The sequence below is a fragment of the Acinetobacter sp. ANC_7512 genome (assembly GCF_056779935.1).
In genome coordinates this window covers 376247-399501 of sequence record NZ_JBWYIX010000001.1, presented here as the reverse complement: position 1 = coordinate 399501, position 23255 = coordinate 376247, and the positions used below count along the sequence as shown (strand labels likewise).

Genomic DNA, 23255 nt, shown 5'->3' with positions numbered 1-23255 from the left:
AAGAAAAGTATGAATATCAAACTTAAATCAATAAAATTTGGTGAAAATAAATTCAGAAAATTACAGAAGTTGGAAATTATTTTTTCTGACAGGATTACTGTTATTGGGGGGTTAAATGGCATTGGAAAATCGACAATTTTAGGTCTTATTGCTAATTGTAGTGGGATTAGGTCTTCTCAATATAAGAGTTATTTTAATGCTTTATTTCAAGCCAACTTCCAAGAGCTTTTTCATTTAGATGAAAATGATGATTATAAAGAAAAAATCGAAGATAAATCGTATATCGATATCACTTATTTATTTGATAATATTGAATTTACTAAAAGATGTAGCGTTTCACGACATTCTGATAAAAACTCTGAAGGAGATTTAATTACTCGTTTAAAAGTTGTTCCTCGCACTCTTGATAAGCAATTGGGATCACAATTAGAAATTGGTGAATCAGCGAAAGTTCCTCTGCCAACCCTCTACCTTGGAATGAGTCGAATGACTCCAATTGGAGAGTACGAAAAAGATCGTATACGACTTACCAAAGTTAGAAATATAGAAGAAGTAGATAAAATCTATATTCAGCAATTATTTAAAGATGTTATTACTTTTGATGTATCCTCTTCAGAAGATCCTATTATTGATCACGACTTTAAAGGCTCAAAGAAAAGATCAAAACTCCCATCTTTGAAACATAATACTTTTTCAATTTCCTTGGGCCAAGATTCTCTTAGTGGTATCTTTACCGCTTTAGCATCATTTAAAAAATTAAAGCGTGAAATGGAGGTCTATCCTGGTGGGCTATTAATCATTGATGAAATTGATGCAGGATTACATCACATTGCACAAATAAGATTAATGCATTTATTAAAAAAAGAAGCTAGAAAGTTAAACTTGCAAATTGTTTTTACAACACATTCTCTAACTATTTTTAAACATATTTTAACCCTACCAGAATCTCAAATAGAAAAAGGGAGTGTAGAAGACACTGTTGTGTACCTTCATAATACACCAGCTCCCAAAATATTGGTGAATCCAAACTATTTAAGAATAAAAAATAATCAATTATCGCAAAGTAAAGATACTGACATTGCATCTTCAGAGACGCCAATGGTGAAAATATACCTAGAAGATGATGAGGGAAAATTTTTCCTAGAGAAGATATTTTCGTTTAAGAATATTAATGATTTCAAAGCACTATATGGTGCGGAATTGAACTTGATTTCTTTAAAAGTGGGTTGTTCTAGCCTAATGAATCTATTTAAAGCAGACAAATATTTTAGTACTGTGGTTATAGTGCCTGATAATGATATTTTATCTGAAGAGAATAATAGAAAGACTATTAGTCAGCATAAGCAATTTTGCCCACTACCCTCAGATAAATCTTTCAATGAAAACACTCCATCTACAGATAGAAATCCAGAGAAAATAATTTATGATTTTATTAATAAAAAAATCATAAATTATGATAGTGAGGACCCATTTTGGGAAAATATTCTCGATATAAATGATGGAGCATATGATTTTGATTATATTCAAAATACAATACTTCCTATTCCTGATCGCAAACACGATAATTCACAACTTCCAAAAATCAGAGATAAGATGAAGTATTGGTTTAATGTACACAAAAGCTTTATCGAAAATGCTAAGATAATTGAAAGTTGGTGTTTGGAAAATACTGATCAGGTCGATAATTTTTGCAAGGATCTCCAAATGAGTATTGCATTTGTATGCCAAGAAAATTCCACATTAACAAACTAAGTTGTTGCGCTGAAGGTAAATATTTTTGTTAAAAAGATTTAATACTCCTCTACGCTACCCTGGTGGAAAAGCCAAATTTGCGCCTTTTGTGAAAGATTTGATGGAAGTCAACAATCTTTCAGGTGACTATCTCGAGCCATATGCGGGAGGAGCTGGTGTTGCTCTAGATTTATTATTTAATGGGTATTGTAAAAACATTCACATCAATGATTTTGATGTAGCTATTTATAATTTCTGGAAAAGTATTACGGAAGATACTGAAGGTTTTTTAAAGAAGATTTTTGATACTGATGTAACCATAGAGGAGTGGTTTAAGCAAAAAGAAGTCTTGGCTAATCCTGAAATTCATTCAACTCTTGAACATGGTTTTTCTACATTCTTCCTTAATAGAACTAATCGTTCTGGAATTTTAAAAGGTGGTGTCATTGGTGGAAAAACTCAGTCTGGTGAGTATAAGCTTGATGCTCGTTTTAATAAAGTTGATCTTGTTAAACGAATTGAAATGATTGGCCAGTTTGCTAAACATATTAATGTCTACAATAAGGATGCAGTTGAGCTACTAAATGAAGTCGACAACTTGCTCCCCCCAGACTCTCTTATCTATCTAGACCCTCCCTATTATGTCAAAGGTCAAGGCTTATATAGAAATTTCTATATGCATGAAGATCATGTTCAAATACGAAAGGCGCTAGATTCAGTGAAAACAAACTGGATAGTTTCTTATGATAACTGTCAAGAAATTAAAGATATTTATACTGGATATGCGCAAGATGATTATGTTTTGAATTATAGTGCATATCATAAAATGAAAGGCTCAGAAGTCATGATCTATGGCCCTTCCATCAAGTCAGTTGATATCCCCATTCAACAACTAAACCTCAATATTGCGTAAAAAACTTCAAACAACCCACCCCCGCGGTGGGTTTTCTTTTATTAACCAGTCTAATAGACTAACAATAATTTATAAGAACTCAAACATATGGAAACTATCTCATTTTTGTGTCTAATTACTTTCGGAATTTTTGGATGTTATGAACCTGAAAAAGTAGACCCAGAACGTGAAAAACTACTATTGCAGTTTAAAGATCTCGATTCAACGTTTATGTCGTACCAAGCTCAATTGGTTGCACCTGCAACCCCAAATGAGATTCGTAAACAAATTATTTGTAATGAATTCCCTATTACCTATGAACAAGAATACATGCCTTTAATGATCAAACTTGACGGTACTCATGAAAATGAGCATTCAACTGATCTAATAAACGCATTCGACACATACAAAACGAAATACAATATTCAATGTTAGTAAGTTTAAAAGGCCTATTATTTTTAATGGGCCTTTCACATATACATCTTCATGTCTTTAAATTATTTCAAAGAAAGAATTAAACATAACGTGTGAATGATCGGAGTTAATCAAAGAATTAACTCTAATTACAAACCCGACGCAGTCCTTTAGTACAGATGAGGGAGAATAAATTAAATGTATGGCTTTCCGAAACAACCTAATTTTCAGTCAACTAAAATTCCAAAACTCGATTTAACTTTAGATGAAATTAAATCAAAGTCTGATGAAGAGCTTTTGAGATATTTAAGTGGAGAAAATAGCCCTGGAATAATACCAGCACCTTTACTTCAGGCAATCAGTTACGAGCTAACATCAAGACAGATACAAATAGCAAGTAAACCTCACTGGACGGTGACCCCTACATTTATCGTTGGATGTATTGCATCTATCCTTGCGGCTATATCGATTCTTGTTACTATCTATTTTTCAGTTTTTTATAAGGCAGAAAATAATAATAAACATGCAAATCAAAGTTACACTGTTGAAAAAAATAGTAGCCCAAAGCAAGCGCTTAACAATTAAAGATTCATCTTCAGACATCTGAAATAGCTCCATCCAACCCACCCAGTGTGGGTTTTCTTTTGCCTAGTATAAAAGAAAAACACCTTAAAGATAATAAAAAGATAATTTAATAGTTGCAATTAATTACCTTTTAGGTAATATTTATCTCACAAACAACAAAAAAGCACCCCTGCCTTCGAACTCATGGGTGCTTTTACAAACTGCGAGATCAATTATGAATCTAAATTTCACCCCTTTCAATACCGTCGCCGTAAGTTTATTAGTTTCTAGTGTAACGATTGGTGCATTAGTCTTCACTAAACAACCTCAAGCGACAGATTTGAAGCTTAGCTATTCAAGCTATGTACCTAATCAAACATCAGTCGCAGCATTAAAACTGACTTCTGAAACGACTGGCTACGCTGTAATACGTTTTGATGAATACACACTCGATGTGTCATTTGACTACGAAAAATTTACGAATGATTACGGCGTTCCTGGAAGTGAATTTTACGATGCAATGATTACATCGCTGACAATCGACAAAATTCACGATGTATTAGGTAACTCTGTATCAGATTTCACAGATCACAATGACCATTACAACATTAATCAAATGTTGATCACTCACATGCATAAGAATCGCATGTTAGGGGGTGTGTAATGTCGACTGTATTTTTTAAAAAAGCGCAACGTAAAAATGCAAAATTACGCCTTGCTCTTGCTGGGCCTACCGGTTCAGGTAAAACCTTAGGTGCACTTCTTTTGGCTAAAGGAATTGGTGGGAAAATTGCTGTCGCTGATACAGAAAATAGTAGTGCTGAGCTGTATGAAGATATTGTTGAGTTTGAGCATGCGAACATTCAACCTCCCTACACTCCTGAAAAGTTTATTGATGCTATTCATGCTGCAGAAAAAGCAGGTTTCGATACCTTAATTCTGGATAGCATTACTCATGAATGGTCCGGCGTTGGCGGTTGTTTGGAGATTGTAGACAAACTTGCCAGCACAACTTTCAAAGGTAATAGCTGGGGTGCATGGAGCCAAGTTACACCAAGACACCGTAAGTTTATCGATGCAATGCTTCAATCTAGCATCAATATCATTGTGACCATGCGCAGCAAGATGGATACCGTTCAGGTTGATGCAGGTAACGGTAAAAAGAAAGTAGAAAAAGTGGGGATGAAAGCTGAACAGCGTGATGGTATCGAATATGAGTTCACCACCGTTCTGGATCTAACTCACGATAACTATGCAGTTAGAACAAAAGATCGTACCCGCATTTTTAATGAACCCATGCTTCTTTCTGAACAGGCTGGTGTACTACTTAAACAATGGTTGAACTCTGGATCTGCTAATGCGTGTATCAATGGCAATCAATTCTTAGAACTTGAGGCACTTATGCAACAAGCTGGAATTGATATTGAAAAGTATTGTGCCAAACGAGGTCTAAATAGTCTTCACGATGTTCAACAGCAGAAGTTTGATGAAACATGCGCAGGCATTCACGCAATCATCCAGCGTAACCAACAAGCACAACGAGCTAATGAACAGCAGCTACATGCTGAAAATGAAGCACGTCTAGAAAATGATTATCAGGCTGCGTTGAGAGATATTCAGAATGCTAATCACGTCAATGATCTAAATCGGCCTGGGGACTACTTCAAAGGCACAAAGTACGAACAACAAATTTTAAACGCCTGTCAGGCGAAATCAGATATGGAAGGATGGTCAGCATGAAAATTTTAAATGGTAAAGAAGCCTTTGAAGCAATGATGGCTGGTAAAAAAATTCTGTGCCGTGCCATTGGTGAATTACTTGAATTCAACGATCTGGAAAATTTTCCGGCAACTATCTTTGCAATGCCTGGCTATGAGTTCTCTATCAAAGTTGAAACTATGGAGTTGGCAGGTATTACTTTTGCTAAGCCTCTAACGTTTGATGATGTAGTGGAAGATCAGGAAATCTTTATTGTTCATCCTGATCACGTTTCCCTGGTTAAATACAGTAAACAGAATGAGGAATATTTTGCTTGTGTGCGTAATGGTTTTGCTCAAGCAGATAATAAAAATGCAGTGTTACAACTAGAGGCAATCGGTAAGCTATTTGGTCGAGTCATTTGTTATTCACCAACAATCGATAATACAGGTAAGGCCAAAAAGAAACGATCAACCAAAGCTAAGAATGATGTAGACCAGGTCAACACACCAGTTACCCAACAGCCTGAGCAGGAAATTAAAACCATTTATGGATCTGATGTTAATTCTGAAGAAGTTTTTAATACGTATAAATCAGGTATCACTAACACCAGTAGCACTGAAACTATCGATGGATTGGTTTTCCAGGTCAAAACAGACCCAATATTAAGTGCTGACCAGATAAATGAATTGGTGAATTTTGCTGAAACACATCGAAAACAATTGAGTGATGCAGTTGAGCAAGATGAACCTGTGCTTGATGATACGGATCCTGCGATTCGGAGATTTATCGAAGCTATTGATAAATGTAATTCAGATTATGAGTTGCAAGGTGTTGAGCGCAACCTGGAAGGCAATAATGACAAACTTGCTGATGATGATTACCAGGATCTGGTCAATCGTATTGCTGGTAAACGTGAAAGTTTCTTTGGTACCAAGCAATCAGGTGTACATCATACAGAATCATCAACCGGCAATTTAAGTATTGCTGAACTTAAACGACTGCAGGAAGAAGCTGAAAAGCTAACACAAAACAAGGATCAAGATGCAGATGGAGAATATCAATCATTGCTCGCTGATCTAGTTGATCGTGCCAGTAAGGCCAATACACCTGCTGAAGCCAATACCTTAGTTCGATACACCAAAACATGGACAGAAGAGCAACGCAAACCACTGCTTGATGCCATCCATAAACGCTTAGTTCAGCTGAATGATTCAAATGAACAACCATCACTGGCGGTACGTATTCAACGAGCTGAGGATCTGACTGAACTGGATGTTCTAGAGATTGATGTATCTGCATGTGATCCGGTTATTCAACCTAGATTAATAGATCTTATTGAGCAGCGCCGTATTGAGCTTGAATCACTTACTGAAGCTGGTGAGCCACAATGAAATTCAACTATTCCTCTATTACCCGAACACTCACAGTGTTCGGGACGCGAATGACCCATATTTTCGAAAATGTTGGTATTGGTGAAATTGATTCTTTGGTCATCAATGCAAAGTTTAAAGAAGCAACTTGGAGAAAGTAATGAAAAAAATTTATGTATCAGATTTTCAAAATGAAAAACAAATACAAACAACAGAGGTGTTTTCATGGCTTTGAAAAGTTTTAAGAATATCAATGAAGATGAACGATCTAAATTATTAAAACCATTTTTAGATGCACCAGACGATCAAAAGTTTGGACAAGATTTGGTAGCGTTATATTTAGATTGTTCCCCGTGGACATTAGCTAGAATGCGCTGTGATGGGTCTGAACTTCCTTACACCAAAATAGGTCGTCGAGTTGCTTATAGAAAAGCTGATGTACTCGCTTTCGAAAAAAGAAGAACTGTCACCTGCACAGCACAATACGCATAACTAAAAAGGCAGGTTTATCCTGCCTTTAATTGTTTGAGTCTTTCATCCCAGACACTTTCGTAGTTAAAACAATCAATTTTTCCTTGGTATACAGCCTCAATCATATTCATGGAAGCTCTTAATTCCTCCATCGGTATTTGTACATATCCACCTGTGACATCTAAACGCGGTCTAGCAGTATGGTTAAGCAGTCGTTTAGTCACATAGATATTAAATCTTAGTAAGTTACATATCGTCGCGAAGGTGCGTCTAAAATCATGCATCGATACATAAAAATTAACTTGGGTACCTATTTTCTTGAGTGCAGTATCTACTACAGTAGCGTGAATATTATGAGAAGTTGGAAGTTTAGTCGCTGGGAATACCCAATCATTTTCTTTTAGTAAGTATCTTTCTTTAAGTATGGATAGTAAGTGGTCCCCTACTGGAAATTCATGATTTGAACCATTTTTCGTGTCTCTAAAAATAACTATACCTTCTTTAAAATTCACATCTTCCCATTTAAGACCGCATACTTCTTGACGACGACAACCGGTATACATGGTAAATAGGATGATATCTCGATGCGTGTTGGATCGTGCAGTATTTTCTAAATTGAGCTCATCCTCATAATTTAAAACGGCGTTGTAGTATTTATGAATGATACTTTTATCTAAATGCCTATTACGACTTTCAATCTTATTCCAGCCTTTAGTTACAGCAATAATATCTACCGGATTGCTTTTTAAAATTGGGTTTTCATCGGTCGAATAAAGCACATGAATATATTTCCAGACCGTGCCAAGCAATGAAATTGCACCATTGGCTGATGACTTACTGAGATCAGATACTTCGATAAACTTATCCAGGACTTCTTTTTTTGTTATTTCAAAGAGCTTTCGATCTGACCACTTTAAGTATAAATCAAAGTATTTTTTATACTGTCTAATTGTTTTAGGTTTGAAATCATTTCTATCGATATAAATCTTTAATGCTTCATCGACAGTGATATTTAAAAAATTATTTACGCTTACTTTTTCATTTGGACTAATGTATTCCCCATTGGAGATTTGAGCCAAAATCATTTGGGCTTTTGCTCGAGCAGAATTTACGGATATTTCATTCGCTTTCCCAATCACGACTCGATAAAGTTTACCCTCGTGTCTACGTTCAACAATATAGGATTTTGATTTCGTGGTGATTCGAATCGCGAAACCGATCAAATCTGTATCTCTGATAATTTTTTGACCAGAATCCGTCAATGGGATAGCATCAACATTAGACTTGTTGAGTTTCATGATTAATCCAATAAACCTTCAGTAAGTTTATTAAATCATGCTTCTCAACAGTCTACAAATAGTCTACACGTGATTATTTAAGACTTTTATAGCATCGTTAAAATTTATATAAACTACTAATAAATATATAATTTTAAGTTAATAATAATCCACAATGGTGCTATAGAAAAAGTAGAATCCACCTAACCTACTTTGGATTGGGAATGTTTGGTGCATATTGAACCGTGCTTAATTTCGAATAGAACTATAATATTATAAAATAGATAATGAATAGTGTGAGAATGAGTAAGGCAGCTCAAGGCTGCCATTAAATTAATTCAGTGCGATGACTTTAACTAAGATTGTTTGTGATTCTTCAAAGTCATCAAATATTTGCTTTCGATTAAGTTCTTTTGACTTCACTTTAAACTCATGATTCTGGTACTGAATGACTGATGGAATTGAATCGAAATACGCATAGTCTGCCTCGATGGTTTCTTCAAACAATGGAGTGCCCAATTGATAGTCTTTGCTCTTCAGCACCACATATTTCACAGTCGTTTTCATTTCATACTCTTTTATTAACGCTTTATTTTTAGTTATATCACCTTTTGAAAAGTGTTCAATCAAAAATAGAAACGTTTGACCATAAAGGACTCAATCAATTATTTTTTACCACCTTTAAACTTAATTCAAGCAACCTGACAAGCATCACAAAAAGAAAAATAGCAAAACACGACAATAAATATATATTTTTTGATAACTGGTTAACATTTATATAGATTGTATGCTAAATTTAGCATATACAAAAACAACATCTATTAAACTGGTTGATAATAATGAAAGTTCAATTTATATCTATTCTTACTGCTCTTTCACTGAGTGGGTGTATCGTTGTATCCAATAAACCAAATGCAAGTTCTGCAAAAGCTTATGCATCTAATGTTATTGATTTTAAACCTTCAGAAAATGCCAAACGAATTGAAACACGTGGTCAGGTGATTTGTGAACCATCAAAACCATGTACTGAGTTAACATTTGATTGGAAACAGCAGAGCAATAATTTATTTAGAGTACATACCAATCTATTTGATCGAAAATCTTTTGATATCAAGCAAGTGATTTTCACGCTAGATGGTCAAACTTATCCTTACACAACTTTAACTCAAACCAATACACGATCAGTCAACAATTCTGATCTCATTAACTCTACAAATTACATTGATGTACCAATGAATTTTGTCGTTATGTTTGATCAGTCTAAATCTATCGATATTGCTGTAGTGACAGATCAAGGTGCTATTACGCATAGCATTTTAAAAGATGGGCATGCATCGTTTGCCTATCAAACATTTAAAAGTGGCTACCAACAATTTAAGCAAAAGTAAAAAAAGACCCACTATGGGTCTTTTTTTAATCATCGATACAAAACTGCAACGTGTTATTAGACTGCTAGGCATTTCATTTTTTAGAATTTTTCGTTAGATTTAACAAATTGTGTACACAGTTATAATAAACAAGACAATAGGTAAAATCATGAAAATCAAACTAGCGCTTATTTCAGCATTGGTTGTATTAACAGGTTGTGCAGGAAGTTATCCAGAACGTGTTGTAACCAAAGGACCTCTCATCTGTGCTACTGATGAAATTTGCCCTGAGCTTGCACTCCGTTGGAATGATGAAAAGCGTAATGGTTTTAAAATAACTGCAGATGTAAATGACACTATACAGCACGATATAAAACAATTGAACTTTATTGTTGATGGTCAGCCTTATGTCTATTCAACAATTCAACAAACCCAATATGCAACTGCAGCTGGTGTAACGAATTCATCTAATTTTATTGTCGTTCCTGTAAGTTTTTTAAACTCATTTAGAGACGCAAAACAAATTGATCTAAAAATCGTGACAGCTAACGGCGAAGTGACTCGTCCCATCCTGCAAGCTGACGGTCAGAAGTCTTCTGCTTACTTAACATTTATCAAAGGTTATACAGGTCAAACTATCGAATAAATGAATTATTCACTAAAAAGCCAGTTCGTTGAACTGGCTTTTTTTAAGGCTTACAACTTTTTTGATAACTTGTTCCTAAATCTTGGAATGATAACTCAAAAGAATTTCTCATTTTTTTTGCAAATAATGCTTCTTCTTTTGCTTTAGCCATATGAATATTCTTTTGTGCTATTCGCTTTAAAGCATTTAATGCATCTGCATATTCACAAGCTCTTTGAATGATCAACGAAATATTCTGCTTACTATCGACCGATTGATATAATCGAATTTGACTCGCTTCAATTTCGTTATAAATTGACTTCACTTCAATATCAAACTGAGATTGTGTTAAGCCATTCGCATAACTATACGATAATCCGCATAAGACCATCGCCCCAACCAATATCCTTATTTTCAATTGAATTCCCCATAAAACGTTCAATTGCAATTTTAAAATTATATTAAAAAGCCAGATCAATCATCTGGCTTTTTACATCATACGCTTTTTTACTTTGGTTAAATTGGCTCAAATGGCGCAACAACGTCGGCATTTTGGGCACGATGACGCATAAAGTGATCCATTAACACGATTGCAAGCATCGCTTCAGCGATTGGTGTCGCACGAACACCCACACAAGGATCGTGACGACCTTTAGTAAGCACATCCGTATCTTCACGATTAATGGTAATCGTTTTGCCTGGTGTGGTAATAGAAGCAGTAGGTTTTAGTGCAATTGATACACGAATATCTTGACCACTTGAGATACCACCTAATATACCACCAGCGTGATTCGCTAAGAAGCCATCAGTTGTCAGTTCATCACGTGTTTCATGACCAAATTGTTCAGCCACACCAAAACCATCACCAATCTCTACACCTTTAACCGCATTAATTGACATCATCGCATGTGCGATATCAGCATCTAAACGGTCGAAAACAGGTTCTCCCCAGCCTACGGGTACTTTAGAAGCAATAATTTCAAGTCGTGCTCCACAGCTTGTTCCTTTTTCACGCAATGATGTCACAAGTGCTTCAAAGCGTGGTACGGCATCAACATCACCACAAAAGAATGGATTATTCGGCACTTCATTCCAATCTAATTTTGCTGTTTTTTCAGTTCCGATTTGAGTTACATGCCCACGGATTTCAATACCAAATTTTTCAAATAAGAATTTTTTAGCAATTGCACCCGCTGCAACACGCATCGCTGTTTCACGTGCGCTTGAGCGACCACCACCACGGTAATCACGGAAACCATACTTTTGTGTATAAGTATAGTCTGCATGACCTGGACGGAAAGTTTGTGCGATATTACCGTAATCTTTAGATTTTTGGTCTGTATTTCGAATTAAAAGACCAATGGATGTCCCTGTGGTTTTACCTTCGAACACACCTGAAATAATTTCAACTTCATCTGGTTCTTTGCGTTGTGTTGCAAATTTAGAGGTACCTGGTTTACGACGATCTAAGTCTATTTGTAAGTCCTCAGCCGATAACTTCAGACCTGGTGGAACTCCATCTACAATCGCCATCAAACCAACACCGTGAGATTCACCACAAGTTGTTACACGGAACAATTGTCCAATACTATTGCCAGCCATGTTCAACAACTCCTTTAAACTTGAACAGATTGAATGAATAAATCACGATATTGACGGCATTGTGCTGCAGTCAGTGCAAAAATACCTGATCCACCACGTTGGAATTGCAACCAGTAGAAATCAACAGTATTAAAGTTTTGCTTCATCGCCCATTCTGAGTTGCCCACTTCAATGACGATTAAACCATCTTCAGTTAAATAGTCTGCGGCTTGAGCCAGCATTTTACGCACAAGATCCAAACCATCTTGACCCGCTGCCAATGCCAATTCTGGCTCGTGATGAAACTCATCTGGTAAATCTGCCATATCTTCAGCATCGACATACGGCGGATTAGAAATAATTAAATCGTATTGATTTTCAGCAGGTATTTTAGCGAAAAGATCAGATTCCAATAAAGCGACTTGATACTGTTTATTGTGATGCTCACAGTTGATTTGAGCAACCTCAAGGGCTTCTTTTGAAATATCAGTAGCATCAACTTCAGAATCAGGGAATGCATATGCCAAAGCAATCGCGATACAACCAGAGCCAGTACACATATCCAAAATACGCTGTGGAGTTTTAGGATTTGGATTCACTGGCAAATTATTGACCGCTTCACCCATTTCGCCATTTTCAGTCAAACAATAAGGTGCAAAACGATTTTCAATCAGCTCAACGATTGGTGAGCGTGGAATCAGTACACGCTCATCGACATAAAATGGTTTACCAAAGAAATAAGCAAGATTTAATAAATATGAAGTAGGAACACGGTCATTGATACGACGTTCGAGTAAGCTCAAGAATTCCGCAACTTCGCTTGGCAGCAATTTTGAGTCTAAAATCTCAGCATCGGCATTCCAGTCTAGTGACAAAGTTTGTAAAACTAAAGCAGAACTTTCAGCAAAATAATCTTCAGTACCTTGACCTAAGTGTGCATCGTATTGACGTAATGCTGTAACTCCAAAACGAATAAAATCTCGAATAGTTGTTAAGTTTTCAGCGGCTTCCTGTAGATGTTCAGGGCTAATAGTCGGTCGATCCACTTAAGGCGTCTCCAAGGTCAATTTTTTAAAAACGGTCTATGATACCTTGTTTTATCCTATTAATAAAAAGTTCTATCCGTGTTATTCGGCAAATTTGTATTGAAAATTTGAATAGTTAGAATTATCCATTGAATAAGGTCTACTCATTCAGGTTTTAAAATAGCGAGAAAGTTGATTAAAACTAACGATATTGAAAATAATCGTGTATACTCGAAGCCAACTAGAAAATTTATGTTGTTTCATTAAATCTTTTATTTCGCAGTGTTAGTCATAATCCTACGTTTGGTTTCAGATTTTAAGTTTCATTTTTTTTCCAAGTTACATCATTGAGTTCAAACTCATAACATTAAAGTTTTATTAGGATTCCTATTATGTCTAATACTGTTAAAGGTACAGTTAAATGGTTCAACGAAACTAAAGGTTTCGGTTTCATCCAACAAGAAAACGGTCCTGACGTTTTTGCTCACTTTAGCGAAATCAAAGGTTCAGGCTTTAAAACTTTGGCTGAAGGCCAACAAGTTGAATTCAGCGTAACTCAAGGTCCTAAAGGTCCTAACGCTGTTGACATCGTAGCAGTTTAATTAACTGTTAAAAAAAGCGGGCTTTGCCCGCTTTTTTTTGACTCTCGAAAAGCTCACCAGACTTGAAAAAGAAAATTTAGACTCAAACTAATAAAAGTTAAAGTGAATTTCAAAAGTTAAAGTATGAGTTATAAACACAATAATTTAATGGCAATGCGTCAAAATTACTGGAGTGATGATTCTTCCCCTCGTGTCACAACAGAAAAACAATTTCTTAAGCAATTTTTGATGGATCATCAAATTTTTGAAAATCCAAGTTTGGATGATGTTAAATATTTTTTCTTCAGCTTACCTAGCGTCATTATTATCAAAGCATATGCCCTTGGATTTATTCATGAAACTGTTGTCAACTTAATGAAGTTATTCATCTCTGAGTATCGCGTGTCTCTGTCTACTCGAGCTCAACTCCCAGTTAAATATCGACTTTAAAAAGCTTAGGCTATTTAAGTTTGAATAAATTGACCATTTATACACCTGATATTGAAATACTTGAACTATTTTAATACGTTCATAACATGTAATATTCAATACAATGATTTCTCTGCGCGATTCGCTTAAAGGACCTAAACTTCATGTCAGATCAGAATGAAAAGCTTAAACAATTAAAAACTTCTTCAATGGATCGCCGTCTTTCGATTGCGAAAGCTTCTCTACTGGCTGGCACACGCTGGGCTGCTTCAAGTGCGAGTTCTATTTTTTCAAGCGAAGAAGAAAAAGAAAAAAAACGTAAACAAGCGATGAAAGAACAAGCTGACTATCTTGTTGCTGAAATCGGTAAATTAAAAGGCTCTATCGTCAAAATTGGTCAAATGATGGCGTTATATGGTGAGCATTTTCTACCTGAAGAGATCACGCAAGCTTTAAACACTTTAAATAATCAGACCGTTGCCCTCGCGTGGCCTGCCATCCATGAGCAACTGCGCAACCAACTTGGCTCTAAACTCGATGATCTCACCATTGATCATGAGCCTTTAGGCACCGCATCATTAGCACAGGTTCACCGTGCAACACGTAAGTCTGATGGTCTTGAATTGGTGCTCAAAGTTCAATATCCAGGTGTAGCAAGCGCAATTGACTCAGATATGAGCTTGTTTAAGAACATGCTCAAACTTACACGCATGGTTCCTCAAACTCGTGAATTTGATCAATGGTTTGATGAGGTTCGCGAAATGATGCACCGTGAAGTAAATTACAAAATTGAAGCTGAAACAACACGTCGTTTTAGAGCGCGTTTAAAAGATGATCCGCGTTATGTTGTTCCACAAATTATTGATCAATATTGTACAGATCAAGTGCTTTGTATGACTTTTGAGCGTGGTGTTCCGATTAATAGCCCAGTCATGCTTTCACTCCCTCAGGAGCGTCGCAACAAATTAGGTGAAGCATCGCTTGAAATTGCCGTTCGTGAAGTGTTTGAATGGGGCGAGATGCAGACTGATCCTAACTTTGGTAACTACCTAGTACGCTTAGGTGACGGCGCGCAAATTGAAGATAAAATCATTCTTTTAGACTTCGGTGCGATCCGTCAATTTGATGATCAACTCCTCAAGGTAGCTCGTAATTTAATTACCGCGGGCTATCATCATGATGCTCAAGCCATGGTCAATGCTATGACAGGTTATGAGTTTTTCGATGCAATGCCATTAAGCATTAAACCTGACATGGCAAAAGTGTTCCTTCTAGCTACTGAAGCTTTTAGTACTTATAGCAATAATCCAGACCTACCAACAGGCATTATGGATGAACAGCAGCGCTATGATTGGAAACAAAGCCAACTGCATAGCCGTGTGATGCAACGAGCATCCAAGTCGATGGCATCGCGCTATTTTTCAGTTCCACCGAAAGAATTTATGTTCATCAGTCGTAAGTTCATTGGTGCATATACATTCATGACTGTGATCGAAGCAAAAACAAATGTGCGCAAAATGATCCAATCATATGTTTAAGGAACAAAGACCATAGTGATCTATCGTGTCACTATGGTCAATTTATTAAATAAAAAATTTAATTACTAAAAAGAATATATCTTAAATTTCATTAGAATACCTATTCAATTACCATTTATCTGTTTGGTCAAAAAAGTCTTTTAAGCTAGTCATTTTCGACATAGTCATTTCACTAAACACATGTCACGATCTTGTTGTATAAAAAAACCATCAGGGAATTTACAACAATGAATGATATCGCAAACAAAGCGCAAGGTTTAGGCTTAGCCTTGATCACTAAGCTTGCAGGCAGTGATTTAATCGATCAATTAAAACTAAGAAAAATTATCGAACGCTCGCTTTATCAAGGTTCTAAGGCTGGATTTAAAACCTTGGGCTCTACACAGAAAATTTTTAAACAAAAATCCAATACTCCGACTCAACGTCTATCCAATCAGCAAAAAGGGTTATTTGATCTCAGCCTTTCTGAAGAACAACAGATGACTGTTGATGCGATGCAACAATTTGCTCATGAAGTTCTCTACCCCCTAGCACATACAGCCGACCACCAAGCTACTTTTCCAGAAAACTTATGGGCTCAATTTAAAGATTTAGGTGTCAATTATTATGCATTGCCTGAACAATACGGCGGCGTTGCTTCAGAAAAGAATGTGGTTACAAATGTGCTGATCGCAGAGCAACTTGCACAAGGTGACTTCTCATTAACAGCTACATTACTCTCCACGTTCTCAGTCATTAATGCAATTACACAGTGGGGTTCAGCAGAGATTCAAAATAAGTATTTGTCGGCATTTAACGAACAAGATGATCTATTTGCAACTTTTGCTGTTCAAGAAAATACACCTGCTTTCAACCCTTTCCAATTAAAAACAAAAGCGACACGCCAAGGCGATCATTTTGTCATTAATGGTGAAAAAACTATCGTTATCCTAGGTGAGCAGGCAGATCTTTTATTGGTTTCCGCAGATTTAGATGGAACAGCTCAGGTTTTCATTGTTGAGCGAAATGAAACGATTTCATATAAAGCAAATCCAGCAATGGGGCTGAAAGCAACCCAATCTGTGAGCCTAAAATTTAACAACACACCAGCATTTAAACTAAATGAGCAAGATTTTGATTATTCAGCGTTCATTGATCTGGGTAATTTAATGTGGTGTGCAATGGCAGTGGGTACATGCCAAGCGGTTAAACAATATTGCATTCAGTATGCCAATGAACGCACCGCATTTGGTGAACCAATATCCCACCGTCAAAGTGTTGCATTTATGATCGCGGATATGGCTATTGAAATTGATGCTATGAAAATGTTGGTTTTGAATGCTGCAAGCCGCGCAGAATCAGGTTTAAGTTTCCATCGTGAAGCATACTTAGCACGAATTTTGTGTGCAGAAAAATCAATGAAAATTGGCACTGATGGCGTACAACTCTTAGGTGGACATGGCTTTACCAAAGAACATCCAGTTGAACGTTGGTATCGGGATTTGCGTGCTACTGCCATTATGCATTCTGGTTTACATGCTTAATCAAATAATAAAAATTTAAGGACAAAGATGATGAATTTAGAAAATCCGAAAAAATTTAAAATGCTTGTTGATCAAGCTCATCAGACAGCGTTAAACGTGCTTCGCCCTATTTCACGCAAATATGATAAAGCTGAACATGCTTATCCCAAAGAACTCGACATGTTAGCATCCCTATTGGATGGTATGAATGAAGGTGGCGATGGCATGAATGCTGGCGCTGCCGTCAATAAACGTGGAGATACGACTCAAGGCAACAAAAATGGCGTGAACATGTCTACTGCTTTGGGTGTAATTGAGATGTGTTATGGCGATACTGGTTTATTACTTACCATGCCTCGCCAAGGATTAGGTAACTCTGCAATTGCTGCTGTAGCCAATGAAGAGCAACTTGAACGCTTCAAAGGAACTTGGGCTGCGATGGCAATTACCGAGCCAGGCTGTGGATCTGATTCTGCAGCAATACGCACCACAGCGACTAAAGATGGTGATGATTATATTTTAAATGGCGAGAAAATTTTCGTCACTTCTGGTGAACGAGCTGATTCAGTCGTGGTTTGGGCAACACTCGATAAAAAACTTGGGCGTGCAGCAATCAAATCATTTGTTGTTCCTAAAGGCACGCCTGGCATGACCGTTGAACGTCTTGAACATAAACTCGGAATTAAAGCTTCAGATACTGCTGTCATTCGCTTTATCGATTGTCGTGTCCCTGCTGCAAATTTATTAGGCAATGCTGAAATCGATGTTGCAAAAGGTTTCGCTGGCGTCATGGAAACTTTTGATAATACACGCCCTCTTGTGGCCGCAATGGCAGTTGGGTGCTCTAAAGCGTCTTTAGAGCGTATCAAGGAAATTTTTAAAGACCAACTAGATGCTGAATATGCCACCCCCTACCTTCAATCCTCAAATATTGCAGCTCAGATTTATCGTATGGAAGCAGAATGGGAAGCTGCTCGTTTATTAACCCTAAAAGCTGCATGGATGGCTGACAATAAAAAGCCTAACTCGCGTGAAGCTTCAATTGCAAAAGCGAAAGCTGGACGAATTTGTAATGAAATTACATTGAAGTGTGTCGAACTTGCTGCAAGTGTAGGCTATACCGAAGATGAGTTGTTGGAAAAATGGGCGCGTGACTCCAAAATCCTAGATATCTTCGAGGGCACACAACAAATTCAACAGCTTATTGTTGCGCGCCGTGAACTTGGAAAATCATCAAGCGAATTGAAATAAATCACGTTGAATTAAACTCAACTCCGATGAAACTTAGATATACTCTGTGAAGATTTACTAAGTTTCATCGATTATGTACTTTATTCGAACTATTCAACCCCAAGATAATCCCCATATTGCAAAAATCATTCGTGAAGTCTCAGTGGAGTTTGCTCTCGCTGCTGAATCAGGCTTCGCAGTAGCAGATCCAATTCTAGATCAACTCTATGACGTTTATACAAAACCTCACTCCATATATTGGGTTATTAGCAATGACCAACACGAGGTCTTTGGTGGTGGGGGCATTGCACCTTTGCTGTGCCACGAAAACACCCTAGAGATACAAAAAATGTATTTTATGCCCTCAATACGAGGTTTGGGTTTTGCAAAACAAATTCTAGAAAAATGTATCCAATTTGCACGAGATCAGGGTTACACGCAAATTTATCTCGAAACCACAGCATCTCTCTGGCAGGCTGTAAATTTATATGAAAAATTAGGTTTTCAACATCTACAACACCCATTAGGAAATACTGGACATAGTGATGCATGCGAAATACGCATGTTAAAAGTATTATAAAAAAACCGACCCATGGTCGGTTTTTTTATTTTTGAGTGTTAGCCCAATAATTTATCAATAACACCAAATTTTTTAAAAATTTTTGCTCGTCGTTTTGGATGAATATTGGCTTTATTTAAATCGCCACCATAATGGTCAAATACGCGCTTATCCATAATTTTAAACCATAACTTAGGTATTAAAACTGGGATCAACATCGTCGCATATCCACTTGGCAACACTGGCGCTTCTTCAAAGTTTCTCAATGCTTGGAATGGTCGTGTCGGATAAGCATGATGATCCGAATGGCGCTGCAACTGGTATAAGAATAGATTGGTTGTGATGTTATTATTATTCCAACTATGTTCAGGCATAGTACGCGAATAACTTCCATCTTCTTTCTTTTCTCGCAATAAGCCGTAGTGCTCAAGATAGTTGACCATTTCAAATAAAGTCACACCGTAAAGTGACTGTATGGCTAAGAATGGTAAAATTTTCTTACCATACAGTTTTAGCATCGTTGCGTGAAAAGTTGCACTAATGGCTGCGCCGTGAAATAACTCATTTTTCAGTGAAAAGAACGACTCACCCTTACGATTTAATCGATGTTTTTCAATCTGTATTGCTGACTTCAAGCCACCGCTAATGGTTCTTGGAAGAAACTCGTAAAAGGTCTCACCCATCTTAGAAGTCGCTGGATCTTCTGGAGTAGCTGCGCGCTTATGATGCCCATATGGGTGCTCAATACGGAAATGATTGTATCCAAGTGGTGCTAGTGTCACGTGTGACCAATAATGATCTGCACGCTTCGGTCGATGGCATAGTTCATGGGCAGTATTCACACCAATACCGTTGATCAACCCCATAGTACAACCAATCAACAACTGATCCAACAATGGGGTTTCTTTACGAGAGACCACGTACCCAGCAAAAAAATTGGCTGCATATTGTAAAGGAACAAACATTTTTACTATACGATCATAGTAAGGATCACTGACTAATTTTTTGATCTGCTCATCACTCGGATTATTCTCATCAGTACCGACCAAAGCATCAATGGTGGGAATAATTACGTGTAATAATAAAGGTCCACCTAATGCAAACAATTTTTTAGTTGCTTTAGGTCCGTATTGATATCCAGCCAAAAAGCCCATCCCTAATACAGGCAGTGCTGGACTAAGCAACCATAAGTAACGCTTCTTATCCAGTTGTAAGCCTTGCGCTATCGGGTTCTGACTCAATAACTCTTCAACTTTTACCTTTGCATTCACTTGCAATTTTCCTTTTCTATTTCTTATTTTTATCTTTGGTCATTTCAAACTTCAAATACAGTCGTAATCGTCCAAAAAAGCTATTGAGTCGTATTTCCACGATGATTTTGAAGTTAAAATACATTATAGAAATATTTACACATGTTAAGATTCAGCAATTGTAAGCGTATAGGGAATATACAAAAAACATGGATGCCCTCAGTCAAGTTTTTGAAGATATTCACCTCAAAAATACCGAATATCTCTACCTTCAAGCACAAGGTAAATGGGCTTTTGAGTTAAGTCATCAAACAGCCATGATTACCTATATTTTATTATACGGTGAAGCCTTTTTTAAATTTCAAAATGGCGAACAGCTACACTTAAAAGCTGGAGATATGGCAATTATTCCTTCTGGAATGTCACATCAAGCCTATAGCCATCAAGAACAAAGATTAGTCAACATTACTCAAATAGAACATTTATTTAAAGGTTTAAGAGATGATGAAATTATCCTCGGTGACGAAGATGATAAATCTGAGAAATCTCTCATCTTCAGTATACGATCTAACATGGACAGTATTATGGGTGGACCATTGATTCAAGCCTTACCCACTTATATCCATTTAAACAATGCACTGAATGCTAGAGAGCCGGAGTGGTTAAGGATCGGGCTTTATTTCGTAGCTGATGAAACCAAGATGAACCGACCTGGTCGCCATAAGATTATGGATCACGTGGTGAGTATTATGTTAATCGAATGCGTGAGAGATTACATTTCCACGCTTACAGATCAGAATAACTGGTTAAATGCACTGACTCACCCAGAACTGAGCCCTGCATTTTCAGCGATTCACAGCCAACCAGAACGAAACTGGACTGTAGAATCATTGGCAGAAACTTGCTTTATGTCGCGTTCAAAATTCGCTCATTTATTTCAAAATATGGTGAATGAAACACCATTAGCATACTTACAGAAACACCGTTTAAGATTAGCCAGTCAACTTTTACGCTTGAGCCAGCTTTCAATTCAACAAATCGCGCACAAAGTTGGTTATTCATCAGAGACTGCATTTAGCCAAGCCTTTAAAAAACATTATCTATGCAGTCCAAGCCAATATCGTAATACTTATTTGAATTAATCGAATTGAATAAATCATAGCAAAATAAAAAAAGCACCGAAGTGCTTTTTTTATGAAGATAGAATTACTGGTGAGTTACTTGATTTTTGCAACTGACTTTAAATACTCAGTGTAATCTTTAAGTAATTGTGTACCACGATAGTTTTGATAAAGCTGTGCAAGCTGCTGTTTTTCTTCAGCCGAAATCGAATCCATAGATGGTTTTTTTACCTCAGCCACACCGATAATTACCATTTCATTTGGTAATTGAGCTGTAGTCACAGACCACATTCCTGCTTTAGGTGCAGGTACACTAAATGCAGCGCGTTCAATTTCTCGTTTAAGACCTTGAGAACGACTAAAAACACCAGCATTTACGAAAGATTGCTGATGCTTAGTTAAAACCTGCTGCGAAGGTAGTGTTTTAAAATCCTTTAACATTGCAGCAACTTTTGCTTGAGCAGCTTCATATGCCTTTTGATTCAACAGCTTTTCTTTAACCTTCGCTTTTGCTACTGATAAAGGTTGAACACCAGCTTCACGGTATTCACGAACTTTCAACCAAACTGTATCACCATTCGCCAATTGTATATTGCTGGTCGCGTTACGATCACCATTTTTTACATCTTGACTAAAGATCTTAGATTTTACAGCAGGATCCGCTAGGACTGTATTTTGAGTGGCAAGAGTTACATTATTCGCAGTAACCAATTTAGCCGATTTTAATTCCTGAGGGACTACATCTAATGCATCGCTACTTACAACGAGCTCGTTCAAACCATTTACTAGATCAGAATAAGCATTGGCATTTTTAGATTTTAATAAATCAGCTTCAAGACGTGCTTTTTCAGACTCAAAACTAGCAACATTCACTTGATCAGCTTTAGCTTGAATAATATGTACACCAAAATCGGTTTTTACTGGCTTAGAAATCGTACCTTTTGAAGCTTGAACTGCATTATCAAAAGCATCACCGAATACACCGGCTTCATAACCATCAACTCGACCCGCATTATCTTTGGAACTAGAATCTTCAGAATACTGTTGAGCGGCCTCTGCAAAAGATAATCCTGATTTAATTTTTGCATAGACCTCATTGGCTATTTTTTCAGCCTCAAGCGCAGTACGATTATCTGTTGTAATCAAAATATGTTGGACTTCAACTTTGGCATTTTTATTTTGTTGAGCTACATATTGATCATAAGCTTGTTTCAATTCTGCCTCTGTAACAGTTGTTGTGGCATTTGCTACCATAGCAGGCGTTACCAATACATAATCAAGATCAACTGAGGCAGGTTGCTTAAACAGCACTTTATGTTTTTCATAATAAGCCGCGACTTCAGCATCAGTTATTTTTACAGACGTTTTGTAATCATCCAATTTTACAGATGACATAAATAACGTACGTTGCTCACCTTGTAGATTTGCGATTTGCTGAATATCACTTTGGCTTACCAAAGAATTATCACGAATGCTTGAAACTAACATTTGAAGCGCATGATCTTGTCTTAAATTTTGGATTAGACCCTGGCTCGTCATATTAATTGATCGAAGATAGTTTTCATAAGCTTGTTGTGAAAATTTACCATCAACCTGCAGACTTGGCTGTTGAGCAATCATTTGTTCAATCTGAGCATCACTTAAACTGATGCCTAACTTTTCGGCCTGCTGAACCAATAAAGCACGATCAATTAAACTATCTAGAGCCATTTGTTCAATATACGATTGATTCAGAAGTGATTCGTCACCTTGAACCATTTGTAAGAATTGATCTTTATAATTCTTCGTTTGAACTTCTAGCTCTTTATTAGAAATTTCTAAATCATTAACGGTTTTAGCAATCCCATCTTTGTTTCCACCACCGAAATAGCCTTCAATACCGACCAATGCCAATGGTGTCAAAAATAATACTAGAAGGACTTTGCCGAGCCACCCTTTAATGAGTTTACGAAACGATTCCATAGGTATTCCAATATTTTATTTCAAAGCGATTCTAACTGATAATCTAAACCGAATATATCAGATGA

Annotated in this window: 25 protein-coding genes; 18 read left to right on the top strand and 7 right to left on the bottom strand. The window is 36.8% G+C overall.

Features of this window, described 5'->3' with window-relative positions:
• Positions 1-9 precede the first annotated feature (9 nt).
• The 9 genes from AC1M9H_RS01980 (at position 10) to AC1M9H_RS01940 (ending at position 7164) form a co-directional block, all read left to right on the top strand.
• Entirely contained in the window at positions 10-1752 is a 1743-nt protein-coding gene (locus AC1M9H_RS01980) for an AAA family ATPase (protein WP_481612618.1), read from the top strand.
• Between the two features lie 25 nt (positions 1753-1777).
• Positions 1778-2644, top strand: coding sequence for a DNA adenine methylase (locus AC1M9H_RS01975; protein ID WP_481612617.1), 867 nt, complete (start codon positions 1778-1780; stop codon positions 2642-2644).
• Between the two features lie 87 nt (positions 2645-2731).
• Positions 2732-3058 carry a hypothetical protein gene (locus AC1M9H_RS01970; protein ID WP_481612616.1) on the top strand — a complete coding sequence of 109 codons (327 nt, stop codon included), beginning with the start codon at positions 2732-2734 and terminating at the stop codon, positions 3056-3058.
• A gap of 177 nt (positions 3059-3235) precedes the next feature.
• Positions 3236-3622 carry a hypothetical protein gene (locus AC1M9H_RS01965; protein WP_481612615.1) on the top strand — a complete coding sequence of 129 codons (387 nt, stop codon included), beginning with the start codon at positions 3236-3238 and terminating at the stop codon, positions 3620-3622.
• Between the two features lie 214 nt (positions 3623-3836).
• Positions 3837-4265 carry a hypothetical protein gene (locus AC1M9H_RS01960; protein ID WP_481612614.1) on the top strand — a complete coding sequence of 143 codons (429 nt, stop codon included), beginning with the start codon at positions 3837-3839 and terminating at the stop codon, positions 4263-4265.
• Entirely contained in the window at positions 4265-5341 is a 1077-nt protein-coding gene (locus AC1M9H_RS01955; RefSeq protein WP_481612613.1) for an ATP-binding protein, read from the top strand. Before AC1M9H_RS01960 ends, AC1M9H_RS01955 begins: the two co-directional genes overlap by 1 nt.
• Complete coding sequence (locus tag AC1M9H_RS01950) at positions 5338-6693, top strand: hypothetical protein (RefSeq protein ID WP_481612612.1); 1356 nt, start codon at positions 5338-5340, stop codon at positions 6691-6693. The genes AC1M9H_RS01955 and AC1M9H_RS01950 overlap by 4 nt, the downstream gene beginning before the upstream one ends.
• Positions 6690-6833, top strand: a complete 144-nt coding sequence (locus AC1M9H_RS01945) for a hypothetical protein (RefSeq protein ID WP_179998060.1) — start codon at positions 6690-6692, stop codon at positions 6831-6833. Before AC1M9H_RS01950 ends, AC1M9H_RS01945 begins: the two co-directional genes overlap by 4 nt.
• A gap of 64 nt (positions 6834-6897) precedes the next feature.
• Positions 6898-7164, top strand: a complete 267-nt coding sequence (locus tag AC1M9H_RS01940; RefSeq protein WP_481609597.1) for a helix-turn-helix domain-containing protein — start codon at positions 6898-6900, stop codon at positions 7162-7164.
• A 14-nt stretch (positions 7165-7178) separates the two neighbouring features.
• On the opposite strand, the gene AC1M9H_RS01935 is transcribed toward AC1M9H_RS01940, so the two are convergent.
• Positions 7179-8441 carry a tyrosine-type recombinase/integrase gene (locus AC1M9H_RS01935; protein WP_481612611.1) on the bottom strand — a complete coding sequence of 421 codons (1263 nt, stop codon included), beginning with the start codon at positions 8439-8441 and terminating at the stop codon, positions 7179-7181.
• A gap of 312 nt (positions 8442-8753) precedes the next feature.
• The gene (locus tag AC1M9H_RS01930; protein ID WP_035270711.1) at positions 8754-8987 is read right to left on the bottom strand and encodes a hypothetical protein; all 234 of its coding nucleotides are present in this window, start codon (positions 8985-8987) and stop codon (positions 8754-8756) included.
• A gap of 272 nt (positions 8988-9259) precedes the next feature.
• Between AC1M9H_RS01930 and AC1M9H_RS01925 the strand changes: the two genes are divergently transcribed.
• Together AC1M9H_RS01925 and AC1M9H_RS01920 are read left to right on the top strand one after the other, a co-directional pair.
• Complete coding sequence (locus tag AC1M9H_RS01925; protein WP_179998064.1) at positions 9260-9808, top strand: hypothetical protein; 549 nt, start codon at positions 9260-9262, stop codon at positions 9806-9808.
• A gap of 148 nt (positions 9809-9956) precedes the next feature.
• Positions 9957-10433: a hypothetical protein gene (locus AC1M9H_RS01920; protein WP_481612610.1), complete on the top strand. Its 477-nt coding sequence runs from the start codon at positions 9957-9959 to the stop codon at positions 10431-10433.
• 43 nt (positions 10434-10476) lie between these two features.
• On the opposite strand, the gene AC1M9H_RS01915 is transcribed toward AC1M9H_RS01920, so the two are convergent.
• The 3 genes from AC1M9H_RS01915 to prmB all read right to left on the bottom strand — a co-directional run bounded on the left by AC1M9H_RS01915 (position 10477) and on the right by prmB (position 13039).
• On the bottom strand, positions 10477-10830 hold the full coding sequence (locus tag AC1M9H_RS01915; RefSeq protein ID WP_481612609.1) for a hypothetical protein: 354 nt from the start codon (positions 10828-10830) through the stop codon (positions 10477-10479).
• Between the two features lie 98 nt (positions 10831-10928).
• A complete protein-coding gene (aroC, locus tag AC1M9H_RS01910; protein ID WP_092766326.1) occupies positions 10929-12014 on the bottom strand; it encodes a chorismate synthase in 1086 nt (361 codons plus the stop codon).
• A gap of 14 nt (positions 12015-12028) precedes the next feature.
• Positions 12029-13039 (bottom strand): 50S ribosomal protein L3 N(5)-glutamine methyltransferase, encoded by a 1011-nt coding sequence (gene prmB, locus AC1M9H_RS01905; RefSeq protein WP_092766327.1) that lies wholly within the window; start codon positions 13037-13039, stop codon positions 12029-12031.
• 371 nt (positions 13040-13410) lie between these two features.
• Here prmB and AC1M9H_RS01900 point away from each other — a divergent pair, with 371 nt between their 5' ends.
• The 6 genes from AC1M9H_RS01900 (at position 13411) to AC1M9H_RS01875 (ending at position 18878) form a co-directional block, all read left to right on the top strand.
• On the top strand, positions 13411-13620 hold the full coding sequence (locus tag AC1M9H_RS01900) for a cold-shock protein (protein ID WP_035263597.1): 210 nt from the start codon (positions 13411-13413) through the stop codon (positions 13618-13620).
• A 123-nt stretch (positions 13621-13743) separates the two neighbouring features.
• The gene (locus tag AC1M9H_RS01895) at positions 13744-14049 is read left to right on the top strand and encodes a hypothetical protein (RefSeq protein WP_481594617.1); all 306 of its coding nucleotides are present in this window, start codon (positions 13744-13746) and stop codon (positions 14047-14049) included.
• A gap of 143 nt (positions 14050-14192) precedes the next feature.
• Positions 14193-15566: an ABC1 kinase family protein gene (locus AC1M9H_RS01890; protein ID WP_092766329.1), complete on the top strand. Its 1374-nt coding sequence runs from the start codon at positions 14193-14195 to the stop codon at positions 15564-15566.
• A gap of 227 nt (positions 15567-15793) precedes the next feature.
• Positions 15794-17089 carry an acyl-CoA dehydrogenase family protein gene (locus AC1M9H_RS01885; protein ID WP_481612608.1) on the top strand — a complete coding sequence of 432 codons (1296 nt, stop codon included), beginning with the start codon at positions 15794-15796 and terminating at the stop codon, positions 17087-17089.
• Between the two features lie 30 nt (positions 17090-17119).
• Positions 17120-18319, top strand: a complete 1200-nt coding sequence (locus AC1M9H_RS01880; protein ID WP_035263603.1) for an acyl-CoA dehydrogenase family protein — start codon at positions 17120-17122, stop codon at positions 18317-18319.
• Positions 18320-18392: 73 nt separating this feature from the next.
• Entirely contained in the window at positions 18393-18878 is a 486-nt protein-coding gene (locus AC1M9H_RS01875) for a GNAT family N-acetyltransferase (RefSeq protein WP_481612607.1), read from the top strand.
• 38 nt (positions 18879-18916) lie between these two features.
• On the opposite strand, the gene AC1M9H_RS01870 is transcribed toward AC1M9H_RS01875, so the two are convergent.
• Positions 18917-20128: an alkane 1-monooxygenase gene (locus AC1M9H_RS01870; protein ID WP_035263607.1), complete on the bottom strand. Its 1212-nt coding sequence runs from the start codon at positions 20126-20128 to the stop codon at positions 18917-18919.
• Between the two features lie 188 nt (positions 20129-20316).
• On the opposite strand from AC1M9H_RS01870, the gene AC1M9H_RS01865 reads away from it, so the two are divergent.
• Positions 20317-21249 carry an AraC family transcriptional regulator gene (locus AC1M9H_RS01865; protein ID WP_179998072.1) on the top strand — a complete coding sequence of 311 codons (933 nt, stop codon included), beginning with the start codon at positions 20317-20319 and terminating at the stop codon, positions 21247-21249.
• A 75-nt stretch (positions 21250-21324) separates the two neighbouring features.
• On the opposite strand, the gene AC1M9H_RS01860 is transcribed toward AC1M9H_RS01865, so the two are convergent.
• On the bottom strand, positions 21325-23190 hold the full coding sequence (locus AC1M9H_RS01860; protein ID WP_481612606.1) for a SurA N-terminal domain-containing protein: 1866 nt from the start codon (positions 23188-23190) through the stop codon (positions 21325-21327).
• Positions 23191-23255: the final 65 nt, after the last annotated feature.